Source organism: Alphaproteobacteria bacterium SS10 (assembly GCA_019192455.1).
Classification (GTDB): Bacteria; Pseudomonadota; Alphaproteobacteria; order TMED2; family TMED2; genus TMED2.
In genome coordinates, this window is record JAHCML010000006.1 from 275,624 (window position 1) to 299,434 (window position 23,811).

Annotated in this window: 23 protein-coding genes; 16 read left to right on the forward strand and 7 right to left on the reverse strand. The window is 58.5% G+C overall.

Going from position 1 to position 23,811, the window contains the following annotated elements:
* Nucleotides 1–67: 67 nt before the first annotated feature.
* The 4 genes from KI792_11305 to KI792_11320 all read left to right on the forward strand — a co-directional run bounded on the left by KI792_11305 (nucleotide 68) and on the right by KI792_11320 (nucleotide 4,889).
* Nucleotides 68–886, forward strand: coding sequence for a uracil-DNA glycosylase (locus KI792_11305; protein MBV6633602.1), 819 nt, complete (start codon nucleotides 68–70; stop codon nucleotides 884–886).
* Nucleotides 887–998: 112 nt separating this feature from the next.
* On the forward strand, nucleotides 999–3,107 hold the full coding sequence (locus KI792_11310; protein MBV6633603.1) for a lytic transglycosylase domain-containing protein: 2,109 nt from the start codon (nucleotides 999–1,001) through the stop codon (nucleotides 3,105–3,107).
* On the forward strand, nucleotides 3,094–3,633 hold the full coding sequence (gene moaB, locus KI792_11315; protein ID MBV6633604.1) for a molybdenum cofactor biosynthesis protein B: 540 nt from the start codon (nucleotides 3,094–3,096) through the stop codon (nucleotides 3,631–3,633). The genes KI792_11310 and moaB overlap by 14 nt, the downstream gene beginning before the upstream one ends.
* A gap of 98 nt (nucleotides 3,634–3,731) precedes the next feature.
* Nucleotides 3,732–4,889: a PA0069 family radical SAM protein gene (locus KI792_11320; GenBank protein ID MBV6633605.1), complete on the forward strand. Its 1,158-nt coding sequence runs from the start codon at nucleotides 3,732–3,734 to the stop codon at nucleotides 4,887–4,889.
* A gap of 8 nt (nucleotides 4,890–4,897) precedes the next feature.
* Here KI792_11320 and KI792_11325 read toward each other — a convergent pair whose 3' ends face one another.
* The gene (locus KI792_11325) at nucleotides 4,898–5,707 is read right to left on the reverse strand and encodes a dioxygenase (GenBank protein ID MBV6633606.1); all 810 of its coding nucleotides are present in this window, start codon (nucleotides 5,705–5,707) and stop codon (nucleotides 4,898–4,900) included.
* Between the two features lie 68 nt (nucleotides 5,708–5,775).
* Nucleotides 5,776–6,252 (reverse strand): DoxX family protein, encoded by a 477-nt coding sequence (locus KI792_11330; GenBank protein MBV6633607.1) that lies wholly within the window; start codon nucleotides 6,250–6,252, stop codon nucleotides 5,776–5,778.
* A gap of 233 nt (nucleotides 6,253–6,485) precedes the next feature.
* Here KI792_11330 and KI792_11335 point away from each other — a divergent pair, with 233 nt between their 5' ends.
* From KI792_11335 to KI792_11350, 4 genes are all read left to right on the forward strand, one after another.
* Nucleotides 6,486–7,433, forward strand: coding sequence for a LysR family transcriptional regulator (locus KI792_11335; protein MBV6633608.1), 948 nt, complete (start codon nucleotides 6,486–6,488; stop codon nucleotides 7,431–7,433).
* Nucleotides 7,433–8,038 carry a ribonuclease HII gene (locus KI792_11340; GenBank protein ID MBV6633609.1) on the forward strand — a complete coding sequence of 202 codons (606 nt, stop codon included), beginning with the start codon at nucleotides 7,433–7,435 and terminating at the stop codon, nucleotides 8,036–8,038. Before KI792_11335 ends, KI792_11340 begins: the two co-directional genes overlap by 1 nt.
* Before the next feature lie 139 nt (nucleotides 8,039–8,177).
* The gene (locus KI792_11345) at nucleotides 8,178–9,353 is read left to right on the forward strand and encodes a site-specific DNA-methyltransferase (protein MBV6633610.1); all 1,176 of its coding nucleotides are present in this window, start codon (nucleotides 8,178–8,180) and stop codon (nucleotides 9,351–9,353) included.
* A gap of 87 nt (nucleotides 9,354–9,440) precedes the next feature.
* A complete protein-coding gene (locus KI792_11350) occupies nucleotides 9,441–9,893 on the forward strand; it encodes a dihydroneopterin aldolase (protein ID MBV6633611.1) in 453 nt (150 codons plus the stop codon).
* 41 nt (nucleotides 9,894–9,934) lie between these two features.
* Here KI792_11350 and KI792_11355 read toward each other — a convergent pair whose 3' ends face one another.
* Genes KI792_11355 through mutY form a run of 3 tightly spaced genes read right to left on the reverse strand, consistent with a single transcriptional unit; the run spans nucleotide 9,935 to nucleotide 12,804 of the window.
* Nucleotides 9,935–10,894 carry a M23 family metallopeptidase gene (locus KI792_11355; protein MBV6633612.1) on the reverse strand — a complete coding sequence of 320 codons (960 nt, stop codon included), beginning with the start codon at nucleotides 10,892–10,894 and terminating at the stop codon, nucleotides 9,935–9,937.
* Between the two features lie 9 nt (nucleotides 10,895–10,903).
* Complete coding sequence (locus tag KI792_11360; GenBank protein ID MBV6633613.1) at nucleotides 10,904–11,656, reverse strand: DUF1194 domain-containing protein; 753 nt, start codon at nucleotides 11,654–11,656, stop codon at nucleotides 10,904–10,906.
* Complete coding sequence (mutY, locus tag KI792_11365; protein MBV6633614.1) at nucleotides 11,653–12,804, reverse strand: A/G-specific adenine glycosylase; 1,152 nt, start codon at nucleotides 12,802–12,804, stop codon at nucleotides 11,653–11,655. Before mutY ends, KI792_11360 begins: the two co-directional genes overlap by 4 nt.
* A 92-nt stretch (nucleotides 12,805–12,896) precedes the next feature.
* On the opposite strand from mutY, the gene KI792_11370 reads away from it, so the two are divergent.
* The 8 genes from KI792_11370 to atpF all read left to right on the forward strand — a co-directional run bounded on the left by KI792_11370 (nucleotide 12,897) and on the right by atpF (nucleotide 20,654).
* Entirely contained in the window at nucleotides 12,897–13,409 is a 513-nt protein-coding gene (locus KI792_11370; GenBank protein ID MBV6633615.1) for a DUF721 domain-containing protein, read from the forward strand.
* A 116-nt stretch (nucleotides 13,410–13,525) separates the two neighbouring features.
* The gene (locus KI792_11375; GenBank protein MBV6633616.1) at nucleotides 13,526–14,242 is read left to right on the forward strand and encodes a DsbA family protein; all 717 of its coding nucleotides are present in this window, start codon (nucleotides 13,526–13,528) and stop codon (nucleotides 14,240–14,242) included.
* Between the two features lie 23 nt (nucleotides 14,243–14,265).
* On the forward strand, nucleotides 14,266–17,724 hold the full coding sequence (smc, locus tag KI792_11380; protein MBV6633617.1) for a chromosome segregation protein SMC: 3,459 nt from the start codon (nucleotides 14,266–14,268) through the stop codon (nucleotides 17,722–17,724).
* A gap of 231 nt (nucleotides 17,725–17,955) precedes the next feature.
* Nucleotides 17,956–18,306, forward strand: coding sequence for an AtpZ/AtpI family protein (locus KI792_11385; GenBank protein ID MBV6633618.1), 351 nt, complete (start codon nucleotides 17,956–17,958; stop codon nucleotides 18,304–18,306).
* A gap of 106 nt (nucleotides 18,307–18,412) precedes the next feature.
* Nucleotides 18,413–19,138: a F0F1 ATP synthase subunit A gene (locus KI792_11390; protein ID MBV6633619.1), complete on the forward strand. Its 726-nt coding sequence runs from the start codon at nucleotides 18,413–18,415 to the stop codon at nucleotides 19,136–19,138.
* Nucleotides 19,139–19,225: 87 nt separating this feature from the next.
* Entirely contained in the window at nucleotides 19,226–19,450 is a 225-nt protein-coding gene (locus KI792_11395) for a F0F1 ATP synthase subunit C (GenBank protein MBV6633620.1), read from the forward strand.
* A gap of 68 nt (nucleotides 19,451–19,518) precedes the next feature.
* On the forward strand, nucleotides 19,519–20,166 hold the full coding sequence (locus KI792_11400) for a hypothetical protein (GenBank protein MBV6633621.1): 648 nt from the start codon (nucleotides 19,519–19,521) through the stop codon (nucleotides 20,164–20,166).
* On the forward strand, nucleotides 20,166–20,654 hold the full coding sequence (atpF, locus tag KI792_11405) for a F0F1 ATP synthase subunit B (GenBank protein ID MBV6633622.1): 489 nt from the start codon (nucleotides 20,166–20,168) through the stop codon (nucleotides 20,652–20,654). The genes KI792_11400 and atpF overlap by 1 nt, the downstream gene beginning before the upstream one ends.
* Nucleotides 20,655–20,698: 44 nt before the next feature.
* Here the strand turns inward: atpF and KI792_11410 are convergent, their stop codons facing one another.
* Both KI792_11410 and KI792_11415 read right to left on the reverse strand, forming a co-directional pair.
* Nucleotides 20,699–22,783 carry an AMP-binding protein gene (locus tag KI792_11410; GenBank protein MBV6633623.1) on the reverse strand — a complete coding sequence of 695 codons (2,085 nt, stop codon included), beginning with the start codon at nucleotides 22,781–22,783 and terminating at the stop codon, nucleotides 20,699–20,701.
* A 132-nt stretch (nucleotides 22,784–22,915) separates the two neighbouring features.
* Entirely contained in the window at nucleotides 22,916–23,698 is a 783-nt protein-coding gene (locus KI792_11415) for an SDR family oxidoreductase (GenBank protein MBV6633624.1), read from the reverse strand.
* Between the last annotated feature and the right edge of the window lie 113 nt (nucleotides 23,699–23,811).

The following is a 23,811-nucleotide window of genomic DNA, read 5'->3' on the forward strand; positions in this document are numbered from 1 at the left end:
CGGCATCCTTAGCTTGGGGCAAAATACGCCCCGCACCGTAGTTTCAGTTTTTTGGTTTTTTGCTGCCATGGCTCAAGACAGCGCATCTAATACCGCAGCCGATCTGCCGCCCGAGGCAGCGCTCGCCATGCTGCAATGGTATGTGGATGTGGGCGTCAAAACCGTTGTAGCGCCCCAACCGATCAGCTGGACCGAGCATCGGGCAACCGCACAGCCAAAACCCGCACCAAAAGCAAAGCCACAGCCTCAAGCCGCTGGCGACGCACCGTTAGGAACGGCGGAGGCGGTTGGGGCGGCCCAACGCCTGGCAGCCGAGGCGCAGACCCTCGATGACCTGCGTAAGACGCTGGAACAGTTTGATGGCCTCAGCATTGTTAAGACTGCGCAAAACCTGGTCTTTGCTGATGGTACGCCGGGTGCGCCGCTAATGATTGTGGGGGAAGCGCCGGGCCGAGATGAGGATGCCCAGGGCAAACCCTTCGTTGGCGCCAGCGGTCAGCTGCTGGATCGCATCCTAAAGGCCATCGGCCGGGACCGCACGGATACCTATATTTCAAACATTGTTAATTGGCGCCCGCCCGGTAACCGCAAACCCACTACCGGGGAGATTGAGGTCTGCAAGCCCTTCATCATGCGCCATATCACCCTGGCCGGGCCTAAGGTTCTGGTGCTGATGGGTGATACGGCGGGCAAGGCGCTATTGCCCGTAACCCAAGGCATCACGCGCTATCGCGGCCAATGGCATGAGGTGCAGCCGGGCGCCGATGCGGCGAAGATTCAGGCAATAGCCACCTTCCACCCCGCTTTCCTGCTCCGCACCCCGGCGCGCAAGCGTGAGGTCTGGCATGACTTTTTAAAGATTGCTGCGGCTATTGGGACACCGTGACCAGTAAGCCGCTGATATCTAAAAGCCATTTCAAATACGCATAGCTGTTGCCAAAAATTTAATGAAAACCCGAACTTGTCGGTGTCTTGGGTTCGGGGTAAATCTACAGGCCATGAGACAGCTGGCGATCCGGGGGGGTCGCCTCGGCAAACGGCGGTCAGTGATCGCTAGCGGTGTTTTCGCGGTATTGGCCGCGAGTTTGATTGCCGAGGGACCGCACAGCGCAGTAGCCGACGAGTTATCGTCTGGCATGCCAATCCCCCAGCAAAAACCCATAAGCGCGAATGCGACCGCTGACAGCAGCAGTGCGCCCGCGCAGGTAGCCAATATTGAGCAGCGGCCATTCTTCACCATGGCCTCGCTAAACCTCCGCACGCTTGCCGAGCGGGTTAGCGATATCGACCTGTTTGATGGTGACCTGCCACTGTCCCGCGAAGCATTCGATGCAGCGCAGGCCGCCAGCGGCAATCGTCCCGCCTTCTCACTCGCGACCCTAAACCTCCGCACCTTTGCCCCGCCAGAGCGGGAGGTGGCGCCGATCCATGTGATCAGCGATGCCGACGCAAAGCGCTATCGCCTGATCTTTGATCTGCAGGCAGGTGGTGATTGGGATGCCGCCGATGCCCTGATCAGCCAGCTTGGCGATGATATCTTGATGGGCCATGTGCTGTACCAACGCTACATGCATCCAACCGCCTATCGCTCTAGCTATCCTGAGCTTCGTGATTGGCTGGCCGACTATGCCGACCATCCGGGTGCCACCAATGTTCGCACCCTGGCGATGAAACGCAAACCAGCAGGTGAGGCCGCACCGGCCCGTGCCCGCACCGGGCGCCTGGTCACTGGCGCAGTTGAGAGCTATGGCTTCGTGCCACGTCGCTATCGCTCCGATCGGGAGCGGACGCGGGAACAACGCCGCGCCGTCACCCGCCTGATGCGCACGATCAGTGATAAGGCCGAGCGCGGCTCACCAGCAGATGCCTGGGCGATTTTGAACCAGCCTGCCAATCGCAACCTGCTGGATAAAAACGAATTCAACCTGATGCGTGCTGAGGTGGCCCAGGGCTACTTCCACCGTCGGAAGTATGAGCGCGCTGTTGAGCTTGCCTCCGCCAGTGCGAAATCGAACCTGTCCTATCTGGACCACGCCGATTGGACCGTTGGCCTAGCCCATTGGAAGCTTGGCAACTATGAGCAGGCCGCCAACCACTTCGGTAAAGTTGCCAGTTCAAACAATGTCTCGCCCTGGAAACGCTCCGCTGGTGCCTTCTGGGCCGCGCGCAGCCACCGAGAGTTGGGCGAGAACCGTGAGGCCTCACAATGGCTAGAGCGGGCCGCGAAGTATCCAGGCACCTTCTATGGCCTGATCAGCACCCAAGTGCTGGATGAGCCCGCCCGCTTCCATTGGCGCACCCCTCGGCTTAACCGTGACCGGTTGGCTGTCCTCCAAGACCACTCCGTTGGCGCCCGTGGCCTGGCCCTTATTCAGGTTGGCCAGCGCGAGCTCGCCGTTGAAGAACTGCGCCGCATCAACCCACGCCGGGACCGCGACCTTGAAGAAGCGCTGGTGGCTATCGCTGAAGATGCCGGCCTGCCAGATCTCGCCGTTCGTGCCGGTAGCCGTTTCCGCCCTGAAGAGGGTGAGCGTTACGACACCGCGCTGTATCCAATTCCACCATGGTCACCAGACACTGGCTTCCAGGTTGATCGGGCCCTGGTCTTTGGCTTCATGCGCCAAGAGAGCCGGTTTGACCCTGGCGCACAAAGTGGTGTTGGTGCCTCTGGCCTGATGCAGCTGATGCCGCGCACCGCCAAATATATGGGCGACACCGCACTCTACGATGGCAGTGACCGCAAGCAGCTCTTTGACCCCCTGGTTAATATTGAGCTGGGCCAACGCTACCTCGCCTATCTGATGGAAAGCCGCCTGGTCGGTGAAGACCTGCTGCTTCTTGCCGCCGCCTACAATGCAGGCCCCGGTAATCTTCAGCATTGGCGCCGCCGCGTGGATTACCGCGAGGACCCACTGTTCTTTATCGAGAGCATTCCGATCAAAGAGACCCGTGATTTCGTCGAGCGTGTGCTGACCAACTTCTGGATCTACCGCATGCGCTTCAACCAACCTGTTCCATCGCTGGAAGCGATTGCACAGGGCGACCGGCCGCTCTATGTCAGACTGGATACGAAACATATCCAGGTGGCAGCCCATGGCCGGAATTGACGAAAACGCGACCTTTATCCCGCTTAACATCGCCGTACTAACTGTCTCGGACACCCGGACTGAGGCGGATGACACCTCCGGTGCGCTTCTGATCGAGAAACTGACGGCGGCTGGTCACAAGCTCGCCGAACGACGAATTGTTCCCGATGACCGCCGACGTCTGGGCCTTGCGTTCGAGCAATATGCCAGCGATGACCAGGTTGATATTGTGATCAGCACTGGCGGCACCGGCCTGACCGGTCGCGATGTGACGCCGGAGGCGCTGCGCGATGTGATGGATAAGGAGATTGAGGGGTTTGGCGAGCTGTTCCGACAGCTGAGCTATGACATCATTGGCACCTCAACCATCCAATCCCGCGCCATGGCCGCACTGGTCAAGACCACCTATGTGTTCTGCCTGCCAGGTTCCACCAGCGCTTGTAAGGATGCCTGGGATGGCATCCTCTCAACCCAACTCGACAGCCGCTATAAGCCCTGCAACTTCATTGAGTTGATCCCACGGCTGAACGAGCGCGAACCCGCTTAGGTATAAAGTCAAGCGCAATTGTTCGCTTTTTGTTCTTGATAGAACGAACCGTGATTCGATAGCCTCTCCGTCAAGCTAAAGATGGGAGATGATCAATCATGGACGAGGCGGCGGCACTCAACACGGAACCCCAAAATCCAAAGCCCCTGAATCTTAAACCACGGGGGCGCGGCGCGATCAGCAATCGCAGCGGTCGGTTTGAAGCCACCGCGCGCGAACTGGTGGATGATGGCTGGAACTCGCTTGCTGGCGATCAAAGCAGTGAGGTAGCCGCCGAGATTGGTACCCAGCTTGAGACGATCATCAGTGTCGACCAGAGCCGCAGCATTATCTCCAAGAACGATAGCCCGGACCTTGGCTTTGATCGCTCAATCAACCCCTATAAGGGCTGCGAACATGGCTGCATCTATTGCTATGCCCGGCCAACCCATACCTATCTTGGCTTCTCGGCCGGGGTAGATTTTGAACGCCGGATTTTTACCAAACCCCACGCGGCCGAGTTGCTTCGTGAGGCGTTAAACAAACCGCGTTATGAGCCCCAGACCATCGTCATTGGCGCCAACACCGATTGCTATCAACCGGTGGAGCGGCAACTGGCGATAACCCGCCAACTCCTCGAGGTCATGCTGGAGGCAAAGCACCCGGTCGGCCTACTAACCAAGTCAGATTTGATTACCCGGGACATCGACTTGCTAGCCGAACTGGCTAAGGACGATCTGGTCCATGTGGGCGTGTCGGTGACCAGCCTGGACCCCAAGCTTTCGCGACTGATGGAACCCCGGGCAAGCAGCCCCGCCAAGCGCCTCGCCGCGATTAAGGCATTGAGTGAGGCCGGCATCCCGGTGCGGATCATGACCGCCCCCATGATCCCTGCCCTGAATGACGACCAGTTGGAGAAACTGCTGCAGGCGGGGCATGAGATGGGCGCCCGCTATGCCTCCTACACCATGGTTCGGGTGCCGCTGGAGATTGAGGATCTGTTCCGTGAATGGCTGGAGGAGCATTTCCCTGACCGGGCTAAGCGGGTGTTTAGCCTGCTACGTGGGTGCCATAGCAGCGCCGACGACCCGAACCGTGCCTACAATGCCGAGTTTGGCACCCGCATGCGCGGCAGCGGCCCCTATGCCGATCTGCTTCGCCAGCGCTTCCGGGCCACAGTAATGCGCCTTGGCCTGAACAGTGACCGCCCACCACTGCCGGTCAATCTATTCCGACCACCGGCGGTTGAGACCGATCAATTCTCCATGGGGTTTTAATTCAATGATCAGGCGGCAACGCGCTCAACCCCATCGAAGCGGTAGGTATCCATGGCCAACACACCAAAGGTATAGCTGCGGTGGAGTGGCGTGCCGCGCCAGTCACCGCGCCCGGCAGCAACGCCTAAGGCGACAAAGAAGGGCAGGAAGTGCTCATCGGTCGGGTGGTTTTCACCAGCATTGGGCGCCTGCTGCGCAAAACTAACCAAGCGATCCAGATCACCGGCCTTACTCTCCACCTCAATCCAATCGGCGAAGCTGGAGACCCAGTCAGGCGGCGGGGCATCAATCTCATGCCCCCGAAACGCCGACAGGTTGTGGGTCATCGACCCCGTGGCGACGACCAGGACATCAGATGGCACGACCTTGGCCAGGGCTTGCCCAATCGCCAGGTGATGCGCTGCATCCGCGTCAGGCTGAATTGAAAATGGGATGACCGGGATATCGGCATCGGGATAGGCCAGGGCCAATGGCACCCAGATCCCATGATCCAGTCCGCGCCCCTCATCCCGTGCAACCTCAATGCCTTCAGCCGCCAAGTCGTCGGCGATTTGGGTGGCAAGCGCTGGCATGCCCTTCGCCGGGTAGTTGAATGCGTGGAGAGAGGGCGAGAAGCCGAAGAAGTCATGGATGGTTTCAGGCGCTGCGGCGAGACCAATGGTCGGTACAGCCGTCTCATAATGGGCGGACACCGCCAAGATGGCCCGCGGCTTTGGGAGATCGTTGCCCAACCGCTTAAGGAATGATCGTGCTGGCACATCACTCTCCAGCAGGTTTGGTGCGCCGTGAGATACGAATAGGCTGTTTGGCATGGCCATGATCATCACTCCCGAATGAAAAACGGGCTGTGAGCATTCGCGGTCCCACAGCCCGTGGATCTTTGAGGTTAGGCGGCGACCGCGTTGCGTGGGTCGTTCAGCCGGAACTTGGCAAGGATGCTGTCAACGGCACCAAACCGTAGGGCATAGGCACCAGGGCCAAGCAACGCCTGGACAACCAACAGCACGGTCCACAGAGCTGGGAATTCCCAACCGCCACCTTCGGCACTAAAGAGCCAGCCATTGGCCGCATGCTGCAGCGTGGCGCCGATTAGAATTGGGACGAGGCCCAACGAGACCAGGCGCGTTTGCAAACCCAGGATTAACAAAGCACCGCCGCCAAGCTCAGCGGCAATCACCAAATAGGCAAAGAAACCGGGATACCCAATGCTCTCAAAGAACCCGACTGTGCCGGGAATGGTGAAGACCAGGACCTTCAACAGGCCGTGAGCAATAAACAGGGAACCCATTGATAAGCGTAGGATAAGGGCAGCCACATCAGCGTTGGAAATTGCGCCTTTTGCAGCAATAGATTGACCAGTCATGTCGTTTCTCCTCATATGCGCACCGTCCCCTACAGGCTCTGTCCTGATTTGATCCGGGTTTGGCAGTGGCAACGGCGCTGTTCACGTCTTGGAGAAAAATCTAGAGCCAACCATCCGATTTGATAATCCGGCCAATTCAGAATAAATTGTTCACGATGAGGAAACTGTCGTGAGCCTTCGTTCATCTAGGGGCAGATGAGCGTTCAGCGCGTGATGCAAGGGAGAACACCACCATGGATCGCCTTATCAGCATGGAAGTCTTTGTCCAGGTGGTGGATCAAGGCAGCTTCGCTGGCGCCGCACGGCACATGAACCTGTCCCGCGCCATGGTCTCTAAACACATTCAAGCGTTGGAAGAGCGCCTGGGCGCCCGCTTGCTGAACCGCACCACCCGCCGGGTATCCCTTACCGAGATTGGCACCGCCTATTATGAGAAATGCCAAACCGTCTTAACCGATGTGGAAGAAGCTGAGCGGGTCGTCGGTGATTTGCACCAGGCGCCGAAAGGTGTCCTCCGCCTCAACGGGCCCATGTCCTTTGGCGCGCGCCACCTATCCACCGCACTAACCGGGTTTAAGGCTGCCTTCCCTGAGGTGTTTATCGACCTCTCTCTCAATGACCGGATCGTTGACCTGGTTGAAGAGGGTTACGACGTGGCAATCCGTATTGGTGAGCTGGCCGATAGTAGTTTGATTGCCCGTAAGCTGACCCCATGCCGCCGGGCCCTGGTCGCTGCGCCGTCTTATCTAGAGAAGCATGGCGAGCCCAAAACCCTTCGCGAGCTGCAGAAGCATAACTGCCTCGTCTACACCCTCTCACCGAAGCTGAATGATTGGCGCTTCATCGGCCCCGATGGCACTGGCCAATCGGCGAAGGTGACTGGCTCGCTGCAGGCCAATAACGGTGACGTGCTGCGCCAGGCCGCAATCGGTGGTCATGGCATCGTGCTGCAGCCAACCTTCCTAATCGGTGACGACATTAACGAAGGCCGATTGGTGCCACTGCTAACCGACCACATGCCGTCGGAGATCAATATCCACTTGGTCTACCCGCACAACCGCTACCTGACCGCCAAGGTCCGTAGCTTCATCGACTATATGGTCGAGCAGTTTAAGGGTGAGCCCTATTGGGATAAGTGGATGGCCAAGTACCCGAACCACGCGGTGCACAAACACACCTAATGGCCCCCGATTACGCGTTTGAAGAGCAGGCCCGTGCCGATGGCGCCCGGGTCATTTGCGGTGTTGATGAGGTCGGGCGCGGCCCCCTCGCCGGCCCGGTTGTCGCCGCCGCCGCTATCCTGCCGCCGGACCTACCCGAGGCACTGCTTAACCGCCTTAATGATAGCAAGAAGCTTACCGCCAAGGCCCGGGAAGATATCTTCGGGCAGCTGATCGATGTGGTGGATTACGGCGTTGGGCGCGCGGAGCCAGAAGAGATCGACCGCATCAATATCCTGCAGGCCAGCCTCACCGCCATGGTTAGGGCCATTGGTGAGTTAAGCGCAGCACCAGATTACGCCCTGGTTGATGGTAATCGTCTGCCCCGCGACCTGCCTTGTAAGGGACTACCCGTTGTGAAGGGCGATAGCCGCAGCCTTAGCATCGCCGCCGCCTCAATCATTGCCAAGGTGATCCGCGACCGTGAGATGGCGGCCCTGGCCGAGGCTCACCCCCATTATGGCTGGGAACGAAATGCCGGCTATGGAACAGCCGAGCATCGGGCGGCCATTGCGACCCACGGCCTAACGTCAGCCCATCGCCGTAGCTTTGCGGGCTGCCGCTAGCTGAGCCCCCCCCCCCGGTTGTGACTCAAAAGACTCAGCGCCGAATCGGAAACCGAATCGGCGCTTTAAGCTTTGACGCCGGAACCAGATTGACCGAAGATTCAGCCACTTACGGGGAAGATTTTAAAGGTTTTAAACCATGACTGGCGCATCGAAGGCAGCCAAGGCAAAGGCTGTGGGGAAACGGGCTAAAACCAAAACCGGGGCTAAAGCAGGCTCGGGCGACCTGCCACTGAACGAAATCATCTTGGGTGATTGCGTGGCTGCGATGAACGCCATGCCGGCCGGCTCGGTTGATATGGTCTTTGCCGACCCACCCTATAATCTGCAACTGCGCGGCGATCTTGAACGCCCGGATATGAGCCGGGTCGATGGTGTTGATGAAGCCTGGGACCGGTTTGAAGATCTGGCCGCCTATGATCGCTTCACCCATGAATGGCTAGCTGCCGCTAAGCGGGTGCTGAAGCCGGATGGCACCCTCTGGGTCATTGGCAGCTATCACAACATCTTCCGGGTTGGGGCAGCACTTCAGGATCGAGGCTTCTGGATCCTGAACGACGTGGTCTGGCGCAAAACCAACCCGATGCCAAACTTCCGTGGCCGCCGCTTCACCAATGCCCATGAGACAATGATCTGGGCATCCCAGGGACCCGAGGCGAAGTACACCTTCAATTATGAGGCGATGAAGCGCCTCAATGATGACCTGCAGATGCGCAGTGATTGGACCCTGCCAATCTGTTCTGGCGGGGAGCGGTTAAAGGGCGAGGATGGCAAGAAGGCCCATCCAACCCAGAAACCGGAGGCACTGCTGTTCCGCGCGATCATGGCAGCGACCGATCCTGGTGATGTGGTGCTGGACCCGTTCTTTGGCACCGGCACCACCGGCGCGGCGGCCAAGCGTTTGGGTCGGAACTATATCGGGATTGAGCGCGAGATCGGTTATCGCAAGGTCGCCGTTGAGCGATTGGATAAGATTGAGCCGATGGACGATCCGGATGTACTGAAGCTTGAAAGCAAGCGCCAGGCACCGCGGGTTCCGTTCGGCCTGTTGGTTGAGCATGGGTTGCTGGATCCGGGTGCAGTCATCTTTGACCAGCGGCGGCGTCACCACGCCCGCATTCGTCCCGATGGCACCTTAATCGCGGAAAACAGCCGCGGCCGCATTACCGGCTCCATCCACCAGGTGGGTGCTGCCGTGCAAGGGGCCGAGGCCTGTAATGGCTGGACCTTCTGGCATTATGAGCAGGCACGGAACCAGCTGGCGCCAATTGACGTGCTTCGCCAACGCATGCGGGATGAGTTGGGTCTACACTAAAAGACCCGAGCATTAAGGCAGGCACTGTTCGCCTGCCGCCATTTTGCCATTTGCGTTCCGCAGGGCGGCAGTGCTAGGCACGGCGCCATGATCTCACTTATCAGCAAAGCCACCCGGGCCACTGACCGCGCCACCGCATCTGCAAGCGCACCTGAATCAGAGGAAACCGGCACCAAACCGTCGATGACCTATCGGCGAATGTTCCTGCGCGACATGGATCTGGAAGCCGAAATCGGCGCCTATCCTGAGGAGCGTGGCCGCACCCAACGGGTCCGTTTGAACATTGAGGCTGTGGTCGCTGACCGGATCATCACTGAAGATGATCTGGATGCCGTGGTCTCTTACGAGTTGCTGCGCGATGCCGCCCACCGCGTTGTCTCTGAGGGGCACATCAACCTAGTTGAGACCATGGCCGAGCGTATTGCCGCCCTCTCACTCAGCCACCCATCGGTTGAGAAGATCACCATCCGGATTGAGAAGCTGGATGTGTTTGATGACTGCGCAGGCGCAGGCGTCGAGATCACCCGCGAACGGGCGTAATCTGCACAGAGCGCAGCACCAAGCTCTAATCAAAACACAATTTAGAACGTCGCCTTATAGATCTCGCGGGTCTTCATGACCGTGTTCCCTTTAGTGGTCGCGAAGGTCATGGGAAACGTCTTAAATCCCTCACCATTGATCAGTGGTGTTGAGACGTGAACATGAAGCATTGGCTCTTCTGTGTAGCCAGTGGCGCCAGATAAGGCGATTTCTTGCCCTGCAATAACACTGGCGCCAAACTCAACCTTATTGCTGTCCCGAAGCAGATGCCGGTAGGTGGCAACGGTGCCATCTAGATGTTGGATCCAGATGTAGTTCTCTTTTCCTCTAGCCCGATCCCGTGTGCCACCGAGGAATTGATCCATCCGCATGCCAACGACAAACCCGTCACGCATCGCCCGCACCGGGGTTCCTGCTGGCACCTGAAAATCTACGGCATGCTCTAGCATCCCCTCATGATCTTTCAGCCGGTCGGAAGCCTGCAGAACCCGGAACCCGCGCTCTGATGGTAAGGGCATGACATAAACAGAGTTATCTGGCGTTGATGGCAAGCCACCAAACTGCGGCATCACCGAAAGGCTGGCAGTGGTGTTGCCATCAGGGCCGTCGGGAAATTCAAAAGAATACAGACGAACCAAATCGTCATCTTTGAGCTCTAGATACATTTGATCACCAGAGCCGATCAAACCGTCCTCATGAGCCTCAACAAGAAGGCCGATGGAGGCGCCGCCTGACATCTTTTGCACCAGAAACTCGACACAAACATCTGATCTGATCTCTTGGATGCAAAACATGTCACCATGACAAACTTCATCATGGATTGTTCCCTGGTCCAAGGGCGGACAATCGGGTTCGCCCTCGCTGGTCGCAAACAGGTAAACCGAGACACTAATCCCAATTACACCAGCTAGCAGAATAGACAGGCGTTTAAAGGCTTCCGGATACTTCTCAAAGATTGAGAGGTTTTCGACTTCGCCTAATTCGTCTTCTTCGATACCCATCGGTACCCCCTATTGGCGCCTGACGGAGGCATCGGCCCCATCTAACGGGGCCAATTCTGCCAGATCAGTCGACTCATTTGGCCGATACGATAGCTCGCGGATCAGTTTGCGCAGCAATGCATCAGCGTAGTCACGCTCCTGATGGGCGACCATCACAAATGGGGCGTAACCGGTAATCACAGATTTGCTGAAATACTGCGCCAACCAATCATACTCGTCGAGAATGACGAGGCCATTCACCTCTATTTCAGCCTCTTGCAGTGACGGCTTCACCGCATCTGGGCGCGGGCCAATATTGCTGAAACCGTTGGACGAGATGTCGATGATCAGGCGGGGCGCCGTGTAAGGCGCATTCAACAAATGCCGCCGCCCAGCCGCCATGGCCGAGCCAAGACCGGTCGATCCCGCCCGCTCTGTTCCCGGGATGGTGGCTATGTCAGCCGCAAGGCGCCAAGCATCCTCTGGCGTGCGCACAATCCGCCAGGGCAAGGTCAACCGGGTATCCACCGGGCTGGACCACAGCATCACACCCACCGCAATCTCCCCCGCCGGGCCAGAGCGTAAAGCCGCCTGAACCCCCTCATCTCGGAAAGCGCTGGCATGCCCTTCAAGCTGGGTAGCTAAAACTGATTGGCTAACGCTGGCCGAGGCATCAATGGCCAGCAGCAACAAGGTATCAACGGGCCGCTTACGCTCCTGTGCCTCAGCTACAGCAAAGGGCAGAACGAAAAGCATCAGGATGGCGACGATTAGGTGCTTCATGAGGCAGCCTCAAACAAATCGGCGTCAGGCTCTGCCATCTTGGCCATGGCATGGCGAACCATCTTCGCCGTTACGGTGGGCAAAGCCACATCGCCAAGCTCATCGATTGAAACCCATCGCCAATCCTCCCCGTCAGGCTCGATGATCTCGCCATGTGGAACAGCGATCCGTGCCGTAAGGTGGAAATGGGTGAAGGTATGGCCGACGCTACCGGGCAGCATGCGCCAACGTCCTTTAAGTGGCAGCTGGTTCATCAAGGCGGGATAATCTGCATCGCGCGCGGCCACAACCGACTGCCAACCGCCGGTCGGTAACTCAAGCATCCCGCCGAGCAACCCCTTCTCCGGTCGGCGGCGCATCAGGATGCGGTCCTGCTGAACCAGCCAGAGGTGTAAGCCGACCCGTTGGGGCTTCGGTTGCTTCTTCGCTTTCCTGGGCAGGGTATGCGCAATGCATGCGGCACGCCCCTCACACTGGTCAAACCAAGGGCAACGATCACAACGGGGTTTAGCGGGAACGCAGACGGTGGCCCCTAAATCCATCATCGCCTGGGCATAATCCCCGGGGCGCTCGCGGTCATCGCCCTCGAACAAGGGAACCGATAGGGCTCTCAGCTTTGGTTTCACCGACGGCATGGGTTCGGTAATGGCATTTAGCCGCGCCACCACCCGCTCCACATTGCCATCGACAACAGTCGCTGGCCGGTCAAAGGCGATCGCCGAAACCGAGGCCGCCGTGTAGGCACCAATGCCCGGCAGGTCGCGCAGCTCTTTCTCCGTGTTTGGGAACTTGCCACCATGACGGTCAACCACCGCCACGGCGCAGGCATGTAAGTTGCGGGCGCGGGCGTAGTAGCCAAGACCAGACCATTCGGCCAACACATCATCCAAGGGCGATGCGGCCAGCATCTCAACCCGTGGCCAACGATCAAGGAAGGCATCGAAACGCGGCTTTACCGTCGCAACGGTGGTCTGCTGCAGCATGATCTCCGACAGCCAAACCCGGTAGGGGTCCGGCACCTCACCCGGCAAGGCACGCCAAGGCAGAACCCGTCGGTGCTTATCATACCAGTCGAGCAAGGCCCGGCGCGGTGGTACCACGGGGTTCAACTCAACAGTTTCGAGGTCTTTTGTCGTTTTTCGGGACATGGTCAGTGGTCATGAGGTGACGGGAACCTGATCACCCTTTAGGCTCTCAACCCTAATCCAGTTTTACGGCGAAACAAGGTTTAGTCAGGGCAATGGGCGATAAGCCTCAAGACGGTAAAGGGACAGACCGATCCGGCATTCGACGCCGGAAGGGCAGTACCCGACGTCTGGGCGCCATTATCCCACCTATAAGCCGCAAGCTGGTTGGTCGGAAGGCCATGCGCCTGGCCGACCTCCTGGATAACTGGACCGATGTGGTGGGCGCTGAATTTGCCAAACACACAGCCCCAATCCGCCTAATCCCCGGCAAGGATGGTAAGCCGGGCACCCTGCATGTGGCGATCAGCGCGGGCTTCGCGCCCATCTGGCAGCATGCGGAACCGCAGCTTCTCGCCCGCATAAATGACTATCTCGGACAGTCGGCCGCAATCGCCCGAGTCGCCCTGAAACACCAATCAAGACCGCCAGAATTTCGGCCAAAACGGCAAAAAGTGGGTGCGGCCGCGAAGAATGACCTCGCGGAAAAGTTATCCACTATCGAGGATGCGACCCTTCGCGACTCGTTGGAACGCCTTGGCTTGGCCATACTTTCCCGGCAAAAGTAACCTCTGCTGCACCTGCGAAACTTGCTTGGATGGCTCATTTGGGCCACTGGCAATCGTTGCGTGCCACTAGATCGCTTGCCACCCTTATTAACGACTGGCCTGGAGCCTGCTTAGCCATGACCCGCATGACCTGGAAACTTCTGACTCTTTCCGCGGCCCTAATGACCGCCGCCGCTATTTCTGTCGCTAGCCCGTCAACCGGCTGGGCGCAGAGTGCTGGCGATGCGATCACCGATACCGCCAACGTTAGCGTGCCCGGCGCCCCGGAAACTGCGGGTGAGCCGGTGGCAGAGCCTGGTCTCTTGGATGAGCGTGTGCTGGGCGATCCCGATGCGCCGGTGACCCTTTTTGAATATTCTTCAATGACCTGCCCGCACTGTGCCGCGTTCCACAGCGACACCCTGCCAAAGCTGAAGCGGGATTACATTGATACCGGCAAGGTAAAGATCGTTTATCGCGACTACCCTTTTGATGGTGTCGCCCTCCGCGCCTCCATGCTGGCGCGCTGCGTGCCACCGGCCCGGTATTTCGACTTTATTGATGTGCTGTTCAAAAACCAGCAGCGCTGGGCCCGTTCCCGCAACCCAGAGGCTGCTTTGCGCACCTTTGGCCAGCTGGTCGGCCTCGATGCAGCAGCGGTTGATGCCTGCCTCGCCAATGACGAGCTTCAGGAGATGATCCTGAAAACCCAACTCGAAGCGCAAGAGCGCTTCAATGTCCGCTCCACGCCCACCTTCATTATCAACAACAACGCTGATCGTGTGATCGGCGCTGAGGATTATGAGGTGTTCCAGCGGAAGATCGACCGGCTTCTGCCGGACGAGGCATCCTGATCCGGAACTGTAATTGAGCCCATATGAAGTTTGCCAAGCTACGCCTCCATGGATTCAAAAGTTTTGTCGAGCCAACCGAACTAACGATCGAGCCGGGTCTTACCGGCGTGGTCGGGCCCAATGGTTGTGGCAAATCGAATCTCGTGGAAGCGTTGCGTTGGGTAATGGGTGAAACCTCTGCCAAGCGTATGCGTGGCGGAGAGATGGAAGATGTGATCTTCGGCGGTACCGCAAACCGTCCGGCGCGCAACGTGGCCGAGGTTGTGCTGGGCCTGGAAAACGACGGCAAGACCGCGCCGCCCCCATTCAATGATCATGAGCATCTAGACATCGCGCGGAAGATTGAGCGGGGCAACGGCTCAGACTACCGCATTAATGGCAAGCCCGTGCGGGCCCGGGATGTGCAAATCCTGTTCGCCGATCACGGTACTGGTGCCACCTCCACCGCCCTGGTCAGCCAGGGTAAGGTCGGTGCGGTTATCAATGCAAAGCCAACCCAGCGTCGGGACATTCTAGAGGAGGCCGCCGGTATTAGTGGCCTCCACGCCCGCCGCCATGAGGCAGAGCTTCGCCTTCGCGCCGCTGAAAACAATCTGGAGCGGGTGGAAGATGTGCTGGGCACCATGGACACCCAGCTTGGCAGCTTGAAGCGCCAGGCCCGTCAGGCCGCCCGTTACCGCACTATCTCTGATCGGATCCGCCAGGCCGAGGCGCTACTGCTCCACAAGAAATGGGTGGATGCGACCGAAAGCCTAGAACGCGCGCAGAAGACGTTCGCGGCCGCTGAAACCCGTGTCCGCGAACTCCTTACCAATGTGGCGAGTGAGAGCACCGCACAGGCAGAGGCTGCAAACAAAATGCCCGGCCTGCGTGATGCTGCGGCTGAAGCAGCGGCAAAAGCCCAGCGCCTTAAGATTGAAGCAGAGCAGCTCGCCAATGAAGGTAAGCGCCTTGAGCAGCAACAGGCCGCCGCTGAACAGCGCCTGGCCCAGATCGAACAGGATCGTGGCCGTGCCGAGGCCATGCGCCGTGATGCCGATGAGGCGTTGAAACGCCTGTCATCCGAGCAAGCTGAGATTGAAAAGGCCCGGGTTGGTGAAACCGACCGTGAGGCGGAAGCCGTTAAAGCAGCGGAAGAGGCCCAAGCTAAAATCCGTGAGCTAGACGAAACCGTCGCCCGCCTAACCCGCGAGACGGCCAGCCAAGAAACCGCCCAACGGAACCTGGAGCGCCAGATTGAGCAGCTTCAGCAGCGCGCCTCTAATATAGAGAGTGAGCGCGACCGCCTGAAGGCGATGCTGGAGAAGACGGAAGCCGAGACCGTCGATAGCGGCAAACTCTCAGGCCTGGAAAAAGATGTATCGGGCGCTGAGCAGAAGCTAGCGACCGCTGAAGCCGATCATGGCACCAGTGAAAAGGCCGTGGCCGCAGCCGATGAAGCGCTAACCGCCGCCCGCGAGGCACAACAAGAAGCCAACAGCGTCGTTAGCCGCCTTCAGGCTGAGATCGATGCGTTACAGCACTTGCTTGCTGATGAGGTGGATGATGAGACGGGCGAGCCTGTGCTCAAGCACATCACCGTTGACAAGGGTTATGAGACAGCGCTCGCCGCTGCCCTTGGTGTTGCACTCGATGCCACATTGGATGAGGGCGCCGCCTTCTTCTGGCGCGGTGATGTTGGCCATAAGCTAGCCGTACCGAAGGGCGCCGAACCGTTATCAAAGCTAGTAAAGGCACCGGATGCCCTGACATCCGCCATTGCCGGTATCGGCATTGTTGATGATTGGGATGCCGGTGAGAAACTCGCTGCCGAGCTGAAGCCAGGCCAGATGCTGGTCAGCAAGGATGGCGCCGCCTGGCGTTGGGATGGCTACACCAGCCGTAAGCTTCATTCGCCCGATGCCGCCGCCAAGCTAGAACAACGCAACCGCCTCGATACCCTTCTTGCTGATCGGAAGAAGGCTGAGAAGACGGCTGATGATGCCATCTCCGCTGTCGCTGAGAAGCAAACCGTCTTGGCCCAAGCCAGAGCCACTGAACAAGCGGGACGCCAAGCGGTCCGTGACGCCTATAGCGCGGTGGGTACCGCACGTGAGGCCCTGACCCAAGCCACCCAACAGCAAGCCAAGGCCGCCGCTGAGATTGCGGGCCTGCGTGAGCGTGTGGCCAATCATGGCCGCGACCTTGATGAAGCCAAGGCGCAGCGCGAGACCGCCGCTAAAGAATTGAAGGCCATGCCCTCCCTGGATGAGGCCATCCAGGTTCTGGATGACCACCGGGAGCAGCTGGGCGATGCTCGCACCCATGGTAATGAGAAGAGCCAGAAGGTCGATCAGATCCGCCGCGAGGTGTTTGGCCGCAAGCGTCGCCTTGAGGCTATCGCCCAAGAGGTTCGAACCTGGACTGATCGGATCAACGGCGCCCAGGACCACCATAAGGACCTGGCTGAGCGTGCCACCGCCATTGGTGAGGAACTGACCCAACTTCGCAACCAGCCGCAGGACCTGGCCAGCAAAGAGCAGGCACTGCTGGATGCCCTGTCTGAGGCTGAACGCGAGGCCAAGAGCAAGGCCGATGTGTTGGTTGAGGCTGAGCGTGCCCTCGCCGATATCGATCGCCGCCTGCGTCAGGCTGAAGGTCACTCCGCTGACAGCCGTGAAGCCCGCGCCCGTGCCGAGGCTGCAGTCGAGGTTGCCCGTAACACCTGTGACAACCTCACAGCTGAAATCGCTGAGAAGTTGGAATGTAAGCCGGACGATACCCTGGCCCTCTCAGAACATAATCCTGAGAAGGACCTGCCGCCGCTCGACGACCTGATCCGTAAGGTTGAACGCCTGCGCCGGGAACGTGAGACCCTGGGTGCCGTCAACCTGCGCGCTGAGGAAGAATCAGAGACGCTGCAGATTGAAATGGATGCGCTGATTGCAGAGCGTGATGATCTGATCGCCGCGATTGGTCGCCTGCGCCAGGGTATTGGCAAACTGAAGAGTGAGGCACGTAACCGCCTGCTCGATGCCTTTGCCAAGGTTGATCAGGCGTTCCAAGAGTTGTTTGTCACCCTGTTTGGTGGTGGCCGGGCCCAGCTCTCATTGACCGAAGCGGAAGATCCATTGGATGCAGGCCTCGATATCTTTGCCTCCCCGCCAGGTAAGCGGCTGCAGAACCTGTCGCTCCTCTCCGGCGGTGAGCAGGCACTGACAGCGATTGCCCTGCTGTTTGCTGTGTTCCAGACCAATCCATCACCGATTTGCGTGCTGGATGAGGTCGACGCCCCGCTTGATGAGGCGAATGTGGACCGGTTCTGCACCATGCTCGACCATATGGTGAAAACCGACACCACCCGCTTCCTTGTCATCACCCACCACCGGATGACCATGGCCAGGATGCATCGCCTCTATGGTGTAACCATGGGTGAGCGCGGGGTTTCACAGCTGGTTGCCGTTGATCTGGATGAGGGTGCGAAGCTGCGTGAGGCGAGTTAAATCGGCCCCGCGGACGTCAGCTTGTCGCAGGCAACGTAAATCCTTGTCATAAAACGACAATAATTCCCAATTTTCCGCCGTTTTGCGGTGCCATAAGCGCTTGACAGTTCTAGGGCCAATCCTTAGTTTGCGCGCCGACTGCGGTGCCGGTTTTCGGGGCATTTGAGTGGTTGGTATGCAAATCATTGCGGACCAGGTCATTCGGGGGCGGAGAGGTCGGTACTTAGTTCGATGTCGCTTGACGATCTGAAGCAACGGATTGCGGCCGCACAACAGCAGGCAGATGGCGAAGGCGCCAATGCCAGCAATAGCGGACCCGCCGCCGGTAATTTGGGCCACGGCTTGCGCATTGGTATCGAGTTCGTCTCGGCGATCGGTGTTGGCACCTTTATGGGGTGGCTGTTCGATCAGTGGATGGGAACCTTACCGCTGGGCATGATTGTCATGTTCTTCGTCGGGTCAGCCGCTGGTTTCATGAACGTCTTCCGAATGGTTCAACGCCAGGAGCAATTGGCCGCCCAAGCCGCGCAAGGGGATGGGGCATCAGCCGACGAGGCCGATCAAGATACGCCCAACCCTTAAGGATGCCGGGCTCAACCGGTGTCGCCCAACATTACCGCCTGCTTTTCCCGCCATGAACGGCACTTTCCGTTTACATCACCGACGCTCTGCCTAGACGAGGACGATTGTGGCTCTCGACCCGCTGACACAGTTTAAGGTGAAGCAGATCATGTCCATCGAAGTGGGTGGCATCGATCTAAGCTTTACGAATTCGGCCCTGTTCATGGTGATTGGCGCCGTCATCACCATTGGCTTTATGACCATCGGCATGAACCGCCGCGCCCTTGTTCCGGGCCGCTGGCAGGCCGCCGCTGAAATTCTCTACGAATTCATCGCCAATATGCTGCGTGAGCAGACCGGCGCCAAAGGCCGGGAGTATTTCCCATTCATCTTCACCATTTTCATGGTGGTTTTGATGGGCAACATCCTTGGCATGATCCCGTATAGCTTCACCTATACCAGCCAGATCATCGTCACCTTTACGCTCGCAATGGTCGTGTTCATTGCCGTGACCATCATCGGCTTCATGCGCCACGGCCTGCATTACCTATCGCTGTTCGCCCCATCGGGTGTGCCAGCGCCGCTGCTTATCCTGATCGTTCCGATTGAGGTGATCGCGTATCTCTCGCGTCCAGTCAGCCTCTCGGTTCGTCTGTTTGCCAACATGTTGGCCGGTCACATGATCCTTAAGATCTTTGCCGCCTTCACTGTGATCCTGGGGGTTTTCGGGGTTGGACCGCTCGCGCTTAACGTTGCGCTGACCGCGTTCGAGTTCCTGATCGCCTTCATCCAAGCTTACGTCTTTGCCGTTCTAACCTGCGTTTACCTAAAAGACGCGGTGGAGTTGCACTAACGCCTGCGGCCCCGGCCAACGGCATCTACGGGCATCCGCCCAAACAACCGTTAATGACACCTGTTTTGAGTTAAAGAGGAATTCACCATGGAAGTCGAAGCTGCACGTATGATCGGCGCTGGTATCGCCGTTCTGCCACTGCTGGGTGTTGGTCTTGGTCTTGGCCACATCTTCTCATCCATCCTGACGTCGATCGCTCGCAACCCATCAGTTGCTGGTGAGCTCAAGGCTTCTGGCCTGCTCTACTTCGCGCTGACTGAGGCTGTCGCCCTGTTCGCACTCGTGATCGCGATCCTGATCCTGTTCGTCTAACCGACCGGTATTTGTACCGGCCGGTCTATTGTTCGGCCGGTCTTTATCTCGGACTTAGGAACGCGATCATGATCCGCACTTTTAAACCCGTGTTTAGCCGCGCTACCGCGTTTGCCGTTATGGCGAGCGCTAGCTACGCTGTGATGACTGGCCTGGCCTGGGCGGCTGAGGCTGATCATGGCGAGGGTAGTGGCGGCCTACCGCAGCTTGATCCGACGAAATTCTCGTCCCAGATCTTCTGGCTGCTGTTGGTGTTCTTCACCCTGTTCCACATTCTGCGTAAGCGCATTCTGCCGCGTTACACGGAAGTGCTTGAGGAACGGGAAGAGAAGATCACCGGCGACCTGGCACGGGCTGAGGAATTGCGGGCTGAGGCTGAAAACGCCGAGGCATCATATCAAGATTCCCTGAGTGAAGCCCGGCAGGCAGCGCATGCTGCCATCGCCAAGGCACAGGAACAGGCCGCAAGCGATACGGCCCAACGGCTTGCTAAAGTTGAATCCAGCCTTAAGGGCCGGTTCACCAAAGCCGAGAACCGTATTGCCGAGGAAAAGGGTGCCGCGTTCGCTGACCTCAACGCCATCGTAAGCGAGGCGGTGAAAGGCAGCGTGTCTAAGATTGCCAACATCTCCGCGTCCGATACGGATGTGGAGGGTGTTGTCCAAACCGCCCTTGCTAACCGCACGGACGCTAAGGCAGAAGGGGCCACCTCCTGATGGAACTGTTCTCTGACAGCAAGTTCTGGGTTGCCGTTGCCTTCGTCATCTTTGTGGCGTTGGTCTACAAGAAGGTCACCCAGACCGTGACCAAGGCCCTCGATGACCGCGCGGATAATGTCCGGGCGCAAATCGATGAGGCACAGCGCCTGCGTGAAGAAGCGCAAGCCATGCTGGCCCAGTACCAACGCCAACAGCGCGATGCTGAAAAGACGGCTAAGGAACTGGTCGAAAATGCGAAGAAGCAGGCCGATGCCCTGATCAAACAGGCGCAGGTCGATGCCGAAGCGGCTGCCGAGCGGCAGAAGCAGCTGGCTGAAAGCCGTATCGCCCAGATGGAACAGCAGGCCGTTGCCGAGGTTCGTTCCGTCGCCGCTGAAGTTGCCGTCCAGGCAACCCGCGACCTGATTGAGAAATCGATGGACGCATCCAAGTCGTCATCGCTTCTGCAAGACAGCATCGATCAGCTGCCAAGCCGCATTAACTGATTGAGTAGTTAAGACAATTTAACGTCTGCGCTCAGCCCGCATGCCTATTCGGCGGCGGGCTGTTCTTGTTCCTGGAACTGGCGCTTGGCGTATTCACGCAGCTTGTAGCGCTGAACCACCCCAGCATCGGTGCGTGGCAGGCTCGGAACAAAATCCCAATGGGTTGGACATTTAAAGGCGTCTTCACGCTTACGGACGAAATCACGAAGCTCAGTAATCAGCTCGTCATCTGGCTTAACCCCACGGGCTGGCACGATATAAGCCTTGGCCACGGTGCCCAGGGCCTTATCTGGCGCCGCAACCACCGCGCAGTCAGCGACTGAGTGATGCTCAAGCAGCATTTCCTCAATCTCTGGCGCCATAATCTCATAGCCACCATTGTCGATCACATCATCCATACGGCCCTGGAACCAATAGAAGCCATCGGCATCGACGCTGTAGAGGTCGCCGGTCACGTTCCAGCCGCGCTGGACATATTCGGTTTGGCGTTCACCGCCCAGATAGCGGCAGCCGGTCGGCCCCTTAACCACGAGGCGCCCGCTCATGCCCGCTGGCAGGTCACGGAAGCCCTCATCTACGACACGGCAGGCATACCCCTCAATCGGCTTGCCTGTGGCACCAGGCCGGATCTCATCAAGCGGCGAAGCCACAACCCGGCTCAGCAGCTCAGTAGAGCCGAAAGCATCGATGATGTTGCTGCCGGTTTGGTTGCGCCATTGGGTGTAGACGGCACTGGATAGCGGCTCACCACTGGACACGCAGGTCGTCAGGGAGGTGACATCCACCTTACCGGTGTATTCCAGCATGGCGCGGTAACTGCTGGGTGATGAGCAGCAAACGGTTGCCTTTAGCCGGCCAATCGCCTGGATCAGGACCTTTGGCTCAAACTGCTGGAGCAGGATTGATGACGCACCGATCCGCATCGGGAACAACAGCAAGCTACACAGACCGAACGTCTCACTCAGCGGCATGTTACAGACAAAGATGTCTTCCGGTATGCTGGGCAAGGCCGATCGCGGCATACAATCCGCGGTCACGATCAGATCACGATGGTGATGCATCGTGCCTTTCACCTCGCCGGACGTACCGCTGGTGAAGGCAATTAGGCAGATATCCTCGGCCGCCGTATCGAAGTTATCGAACTGCGGCTCTTTCGGCGCCATGAGTGGCTCAGCATACCGCCAATCATTCGGGCCAGTTTCCGGACCCTCAAAGCCTGCGGCGCCGTCGGGGCGCTGGCCATTGCCGGCGAAGACCAAGACTTCATAAAGATCGGGCCGTTTTTCCTGAACCTTGGCGAGTTCGGCGGTCAGGCGATCATCACAGATAGCGAAGTTGATCTGCGCCTTATCGACAATCCGCGCCAGGTCACGGGCCCGCATGGATGGCGGTGTTGGCACAGCGACGGCACCAACCTTCAACACGGCGAGGAAGGCCGCCATCATAATCGGCGTGTTAAAGCCGCGGATTAAAACCCTGGCACCCGGGATAACCCCCAGCTCATCCATCAGAACGTGGGCGAGTTGGTTTGAGTCCCGGTAAACATCAGTGTAGCTCCACACCCCCTTAGAGGTATGGAAGCATGGGCTGTCCGCGTGACCGGCGAAGACCATACGGTCGAGCAGATCCGTGACCGCATTCAACCGATCCGGGTGGCGTAGCCAGATTTTGGGGAACTTGAATTCAGGCAGCTGATCTTCAGGCGGCAGATTATCAGCGCAGAAATTGTCCCAGTGGGAGGTGTATTTCTGCCCGGCCTCAAGTGCTGCGATCTCCTCATCCATCTGGGAGGCCGCTTCCGGTGTCACACCGGAATCACCCATGATGGCGTCAATATCAGCCTGGTTTGAATTGCCGTCAGAGGCCCCCATCCAGGCGGCCATATCCTCAAGATCGGCATACTCACCGTCAGGGTCGTAACCCATCAGTGTTGGTTCAGGGGCATTTGGGTCGGCAGCGGGTTCTGGCTCGGCGGCCTCTTCCTCAACCGGCGCAGCCTCAGGCAACGGCGCAACCTCGCCGTCCTGATCATCGAACTGTGCTTGCGACAGCTTTAGAGGTGCCATGGCGGGGGCATCCTGCTCCGCCTCGGTCCATTCATCAGCATCACTACCGGCATCATTCGCCATGGTGGTCAAAAAATCCCCAAAGGCTGGCGTTTCCTTCGATTATCACCGCCGCCCTGCACAACATATTACCCGATTTGCCGCGATGGAGCATTGCAATTCGCGACACCACCATCGAAGACAATATCATAGCGATCAACCGAGTTCACCGCCATCAATCACCATTGCCTGGCCGCATAATCCCTTTGCCTCGTCCTGTGCCAGCCACACTAGCGTGGCACCAATCTCACTCGGCTGGATAAGGCGGCGCTGGGCGTTGCCATTGGCGAGGTCGGATTTAACCGCCGAGCGGTCGCGACGCGTATGGGCAACAATCTGATCGATCTCAACCGATAGGCGGTCAGTATCAACCAGCCCCGCTACCACAGCGTTTACCGCGACGCCGCTTTCCGCGACCTCACGCGCCAATCCCCGCATTAAGCCTAATAAACCATGCTGGAGTGCACAGGTGCCGAGGCCAAGCGGACGGCCCCGAATGGCATCCTGGCCAATCACAAACATCACCCGGCCATCCCCTGCCTCTTGCATAGGCGGGACGACAGCCGCAACCAGATTGGCGGCGCCAATAAGAAGGGTCTGGGCCGCCATCTGCAGGCGCGCCACATCCAGCTGATCGTAATAGCCGTTTACATCCTCACGCACCGCATGGACCAAGATATCGATCGGCCCTAAGGACTCCTCGGCATGATCCACCGCCCGCTCAATCGACAAACGGTTATTCAGATCAGCGGTGACGGTCAGAACATCGCCATCCACCTCATTAATCAGGCGCGTGGCGGCGGTGGTTAGCCCCTCAGAGCCACGGGCCATCAAGGTTATGTTGCACCCGGCCGCCGCGAGGGCGCGGGCGGCGTGATAGCCCATCTCCCCACTGCCACCGGCGATCAGTGCGTGCTTGCCTTCAAGCGATAGAGACATAATTTGCTAATATAAGAGAAAGCTTTAGTAAGCTGCTTTGTGGAACAAGCACCGTTGAAGCTACACCCAATTGACCTCAGGCCCTAGCCCTGAGAATGCAAAAACCCATTTCT

What these genes read in the sequence shown, in the direction of transcription:
- KI792_11305 (MBV6633602.1), top strand. Translation starts at nt 68, where the DNA reads ATGGCTCAAGACAGCGCATCTAATACCGCAGCCGATCTGCCGCCCGAG.
- KI792_11310 (MBV6633603.1), top strand. Translation starts at nt 999, where the DNA reads ATGAGACAGCTGGCGATCCGGGGGGGTCGCCTCGGCAAACGGCGGTCA.
- moaB (MBV6633604.1), top strand. Translation starts at nt 3,094, where the DNA reads ATGGCCGGAATTGACGAAAACGCGACCTTTATCCCGCTTAACATCGCC.
- KI792_11320 (MBV6633605.1), top strand. Translation starts at nt 3,732, where the DNA reads ATGGACGAGGCGGCGGCACTCAACACGGAACCCCAAAATCCAAAGCCC.
- KI792_11325 (MBV6633606.1), bottom strand. Translation starts at nt 5,707, where the DNA reads ATGGCCATGCCAAACAGCCTATTCGTATCTCACGGCGCACCAAACCTG.
- KI792_11330 (MBV6633607.1), bottom strand. Translation starts at nt 6,252, where the DNA reads ATGACTGGTCAATCTATTGCTGCAAAAGGCGCAATTTCCAACGCTGAT.
- KI792_11335 (MBV6633608.1), top strand. Translation starts at nt 6,486, where the DNA reads ATGGATCGCCTTATCAGCATGGAAGTCTTTGTCCAGGTGGTGGATCAA.
- KI792_11340 (MBV6633609.1), top strand. Translation starts at nt 7,433, where the DNA reads ATGGCCCCCGATTACGCGTTTGAAGAGCAGGCCCGTGCCGATGGCGCC.
- KI792_11345 (MBV6633610.1), top strand. Translation starts at nt 8,178, where the DNA reads ATGACTGGCGCATCGAAGGCAGCCAAGGCAAAGGCTGTGGGGAAACGG.
- KI792_11350 (MBV6633611.1), top strand. Translation starts at nt 9,441, where the DNA reads ATGATCTCACTTATCAGCAAAGCCACCCGGGCCACTGACCGCGCCACC.
- KI792_11355 (MBV6633612.1), bottom strand. Translation starts at nt 10,894, where the DNA reads ATGGGTATCGAAGAAGACGAATTAGGCGAAGTCGAAAACCTCTCAATC.
- KI792_11360 (MBV6633613.1), bottom strand. Translation starts at nt 11,656, where the DNA reads ATGAAGCACCTAATCGTCGCCATCCTGATGCTTTTCGTTCTGCCCTTT.
- mutY (MBV6633614.1), bottom strand. Translation starts at nt 12,804, where the DNA reads ATGTCCCGAAAAACGACAAAAGACCTCGAAACTGTTGAGTTGAACCCC.
- KI792_11370 (MBV6633615.1), top strand. Translation starts at nt 12,897, where the DNA reads ATGGGCGATAAGCCTCAAGACGGTAAAGGGACAGACCGATCCGGCATT.
- KI792_11375 (MBV6633616.1), top strand. Translation starts at nt 13,526, where the DNA reads ATGACCCGCATGACCTGGAAACTTCTGACTCTTTCCGCGGCCCTAATG.
- smc (MBV6633617.1), top strand. Translation starts at nt 14,266, where the DNA reads ATGAAGTTTGCCAAGCTACGCCTCCATGGATTCAAAAGTTTTGTCGAG.
- KI792_11385 (MBV6633618.1), top strand. Translation starts at nt 17,956, where the DNA reads ATGTCGCTTGACGATCTGAAGCAACGGATTGCGGCCGCACAACAGCAG.
- KI792_11395 (MBV6633620.1), top strand. Translation starts at nt 19,226, where the DNA reads ATGGAAGTCGAAGCTGCACGTATGATCGGCGCTGGTATCGCCGTTCTG.
- KI792_11400 (MBV6633621.1), top strand. Translation starts at nt 19,519, where the DNA reads ATGATCCGCACTTTTAAACCCGTGTTTAGCCGCGCTACCGCGTTTGCC.
- atpF (MBV6633622.1), top strand. Translation starts at nt 20,166, where the DNA reads ATGGAACTGTTCTCTGACAGCAAGTTCTGGGTTGCCGTTGCCTTCGTC.
- KI792_11410 (MBV6633623.1), bottom strand. Translation starts at nt 22,783, where the DNA reads ATGGCGAATGATGCCGGTAGTGATGCTGATGAATGGACCGAGGCGGAG.
- KI792_11415 (MBV6633624.1), bottom strand. Translation starts at nt 23,698, where the DNA reads ATGTCTCTATCGCTTGAAGGCAAGCACGCACTGATCGCCGGTGGCAGT.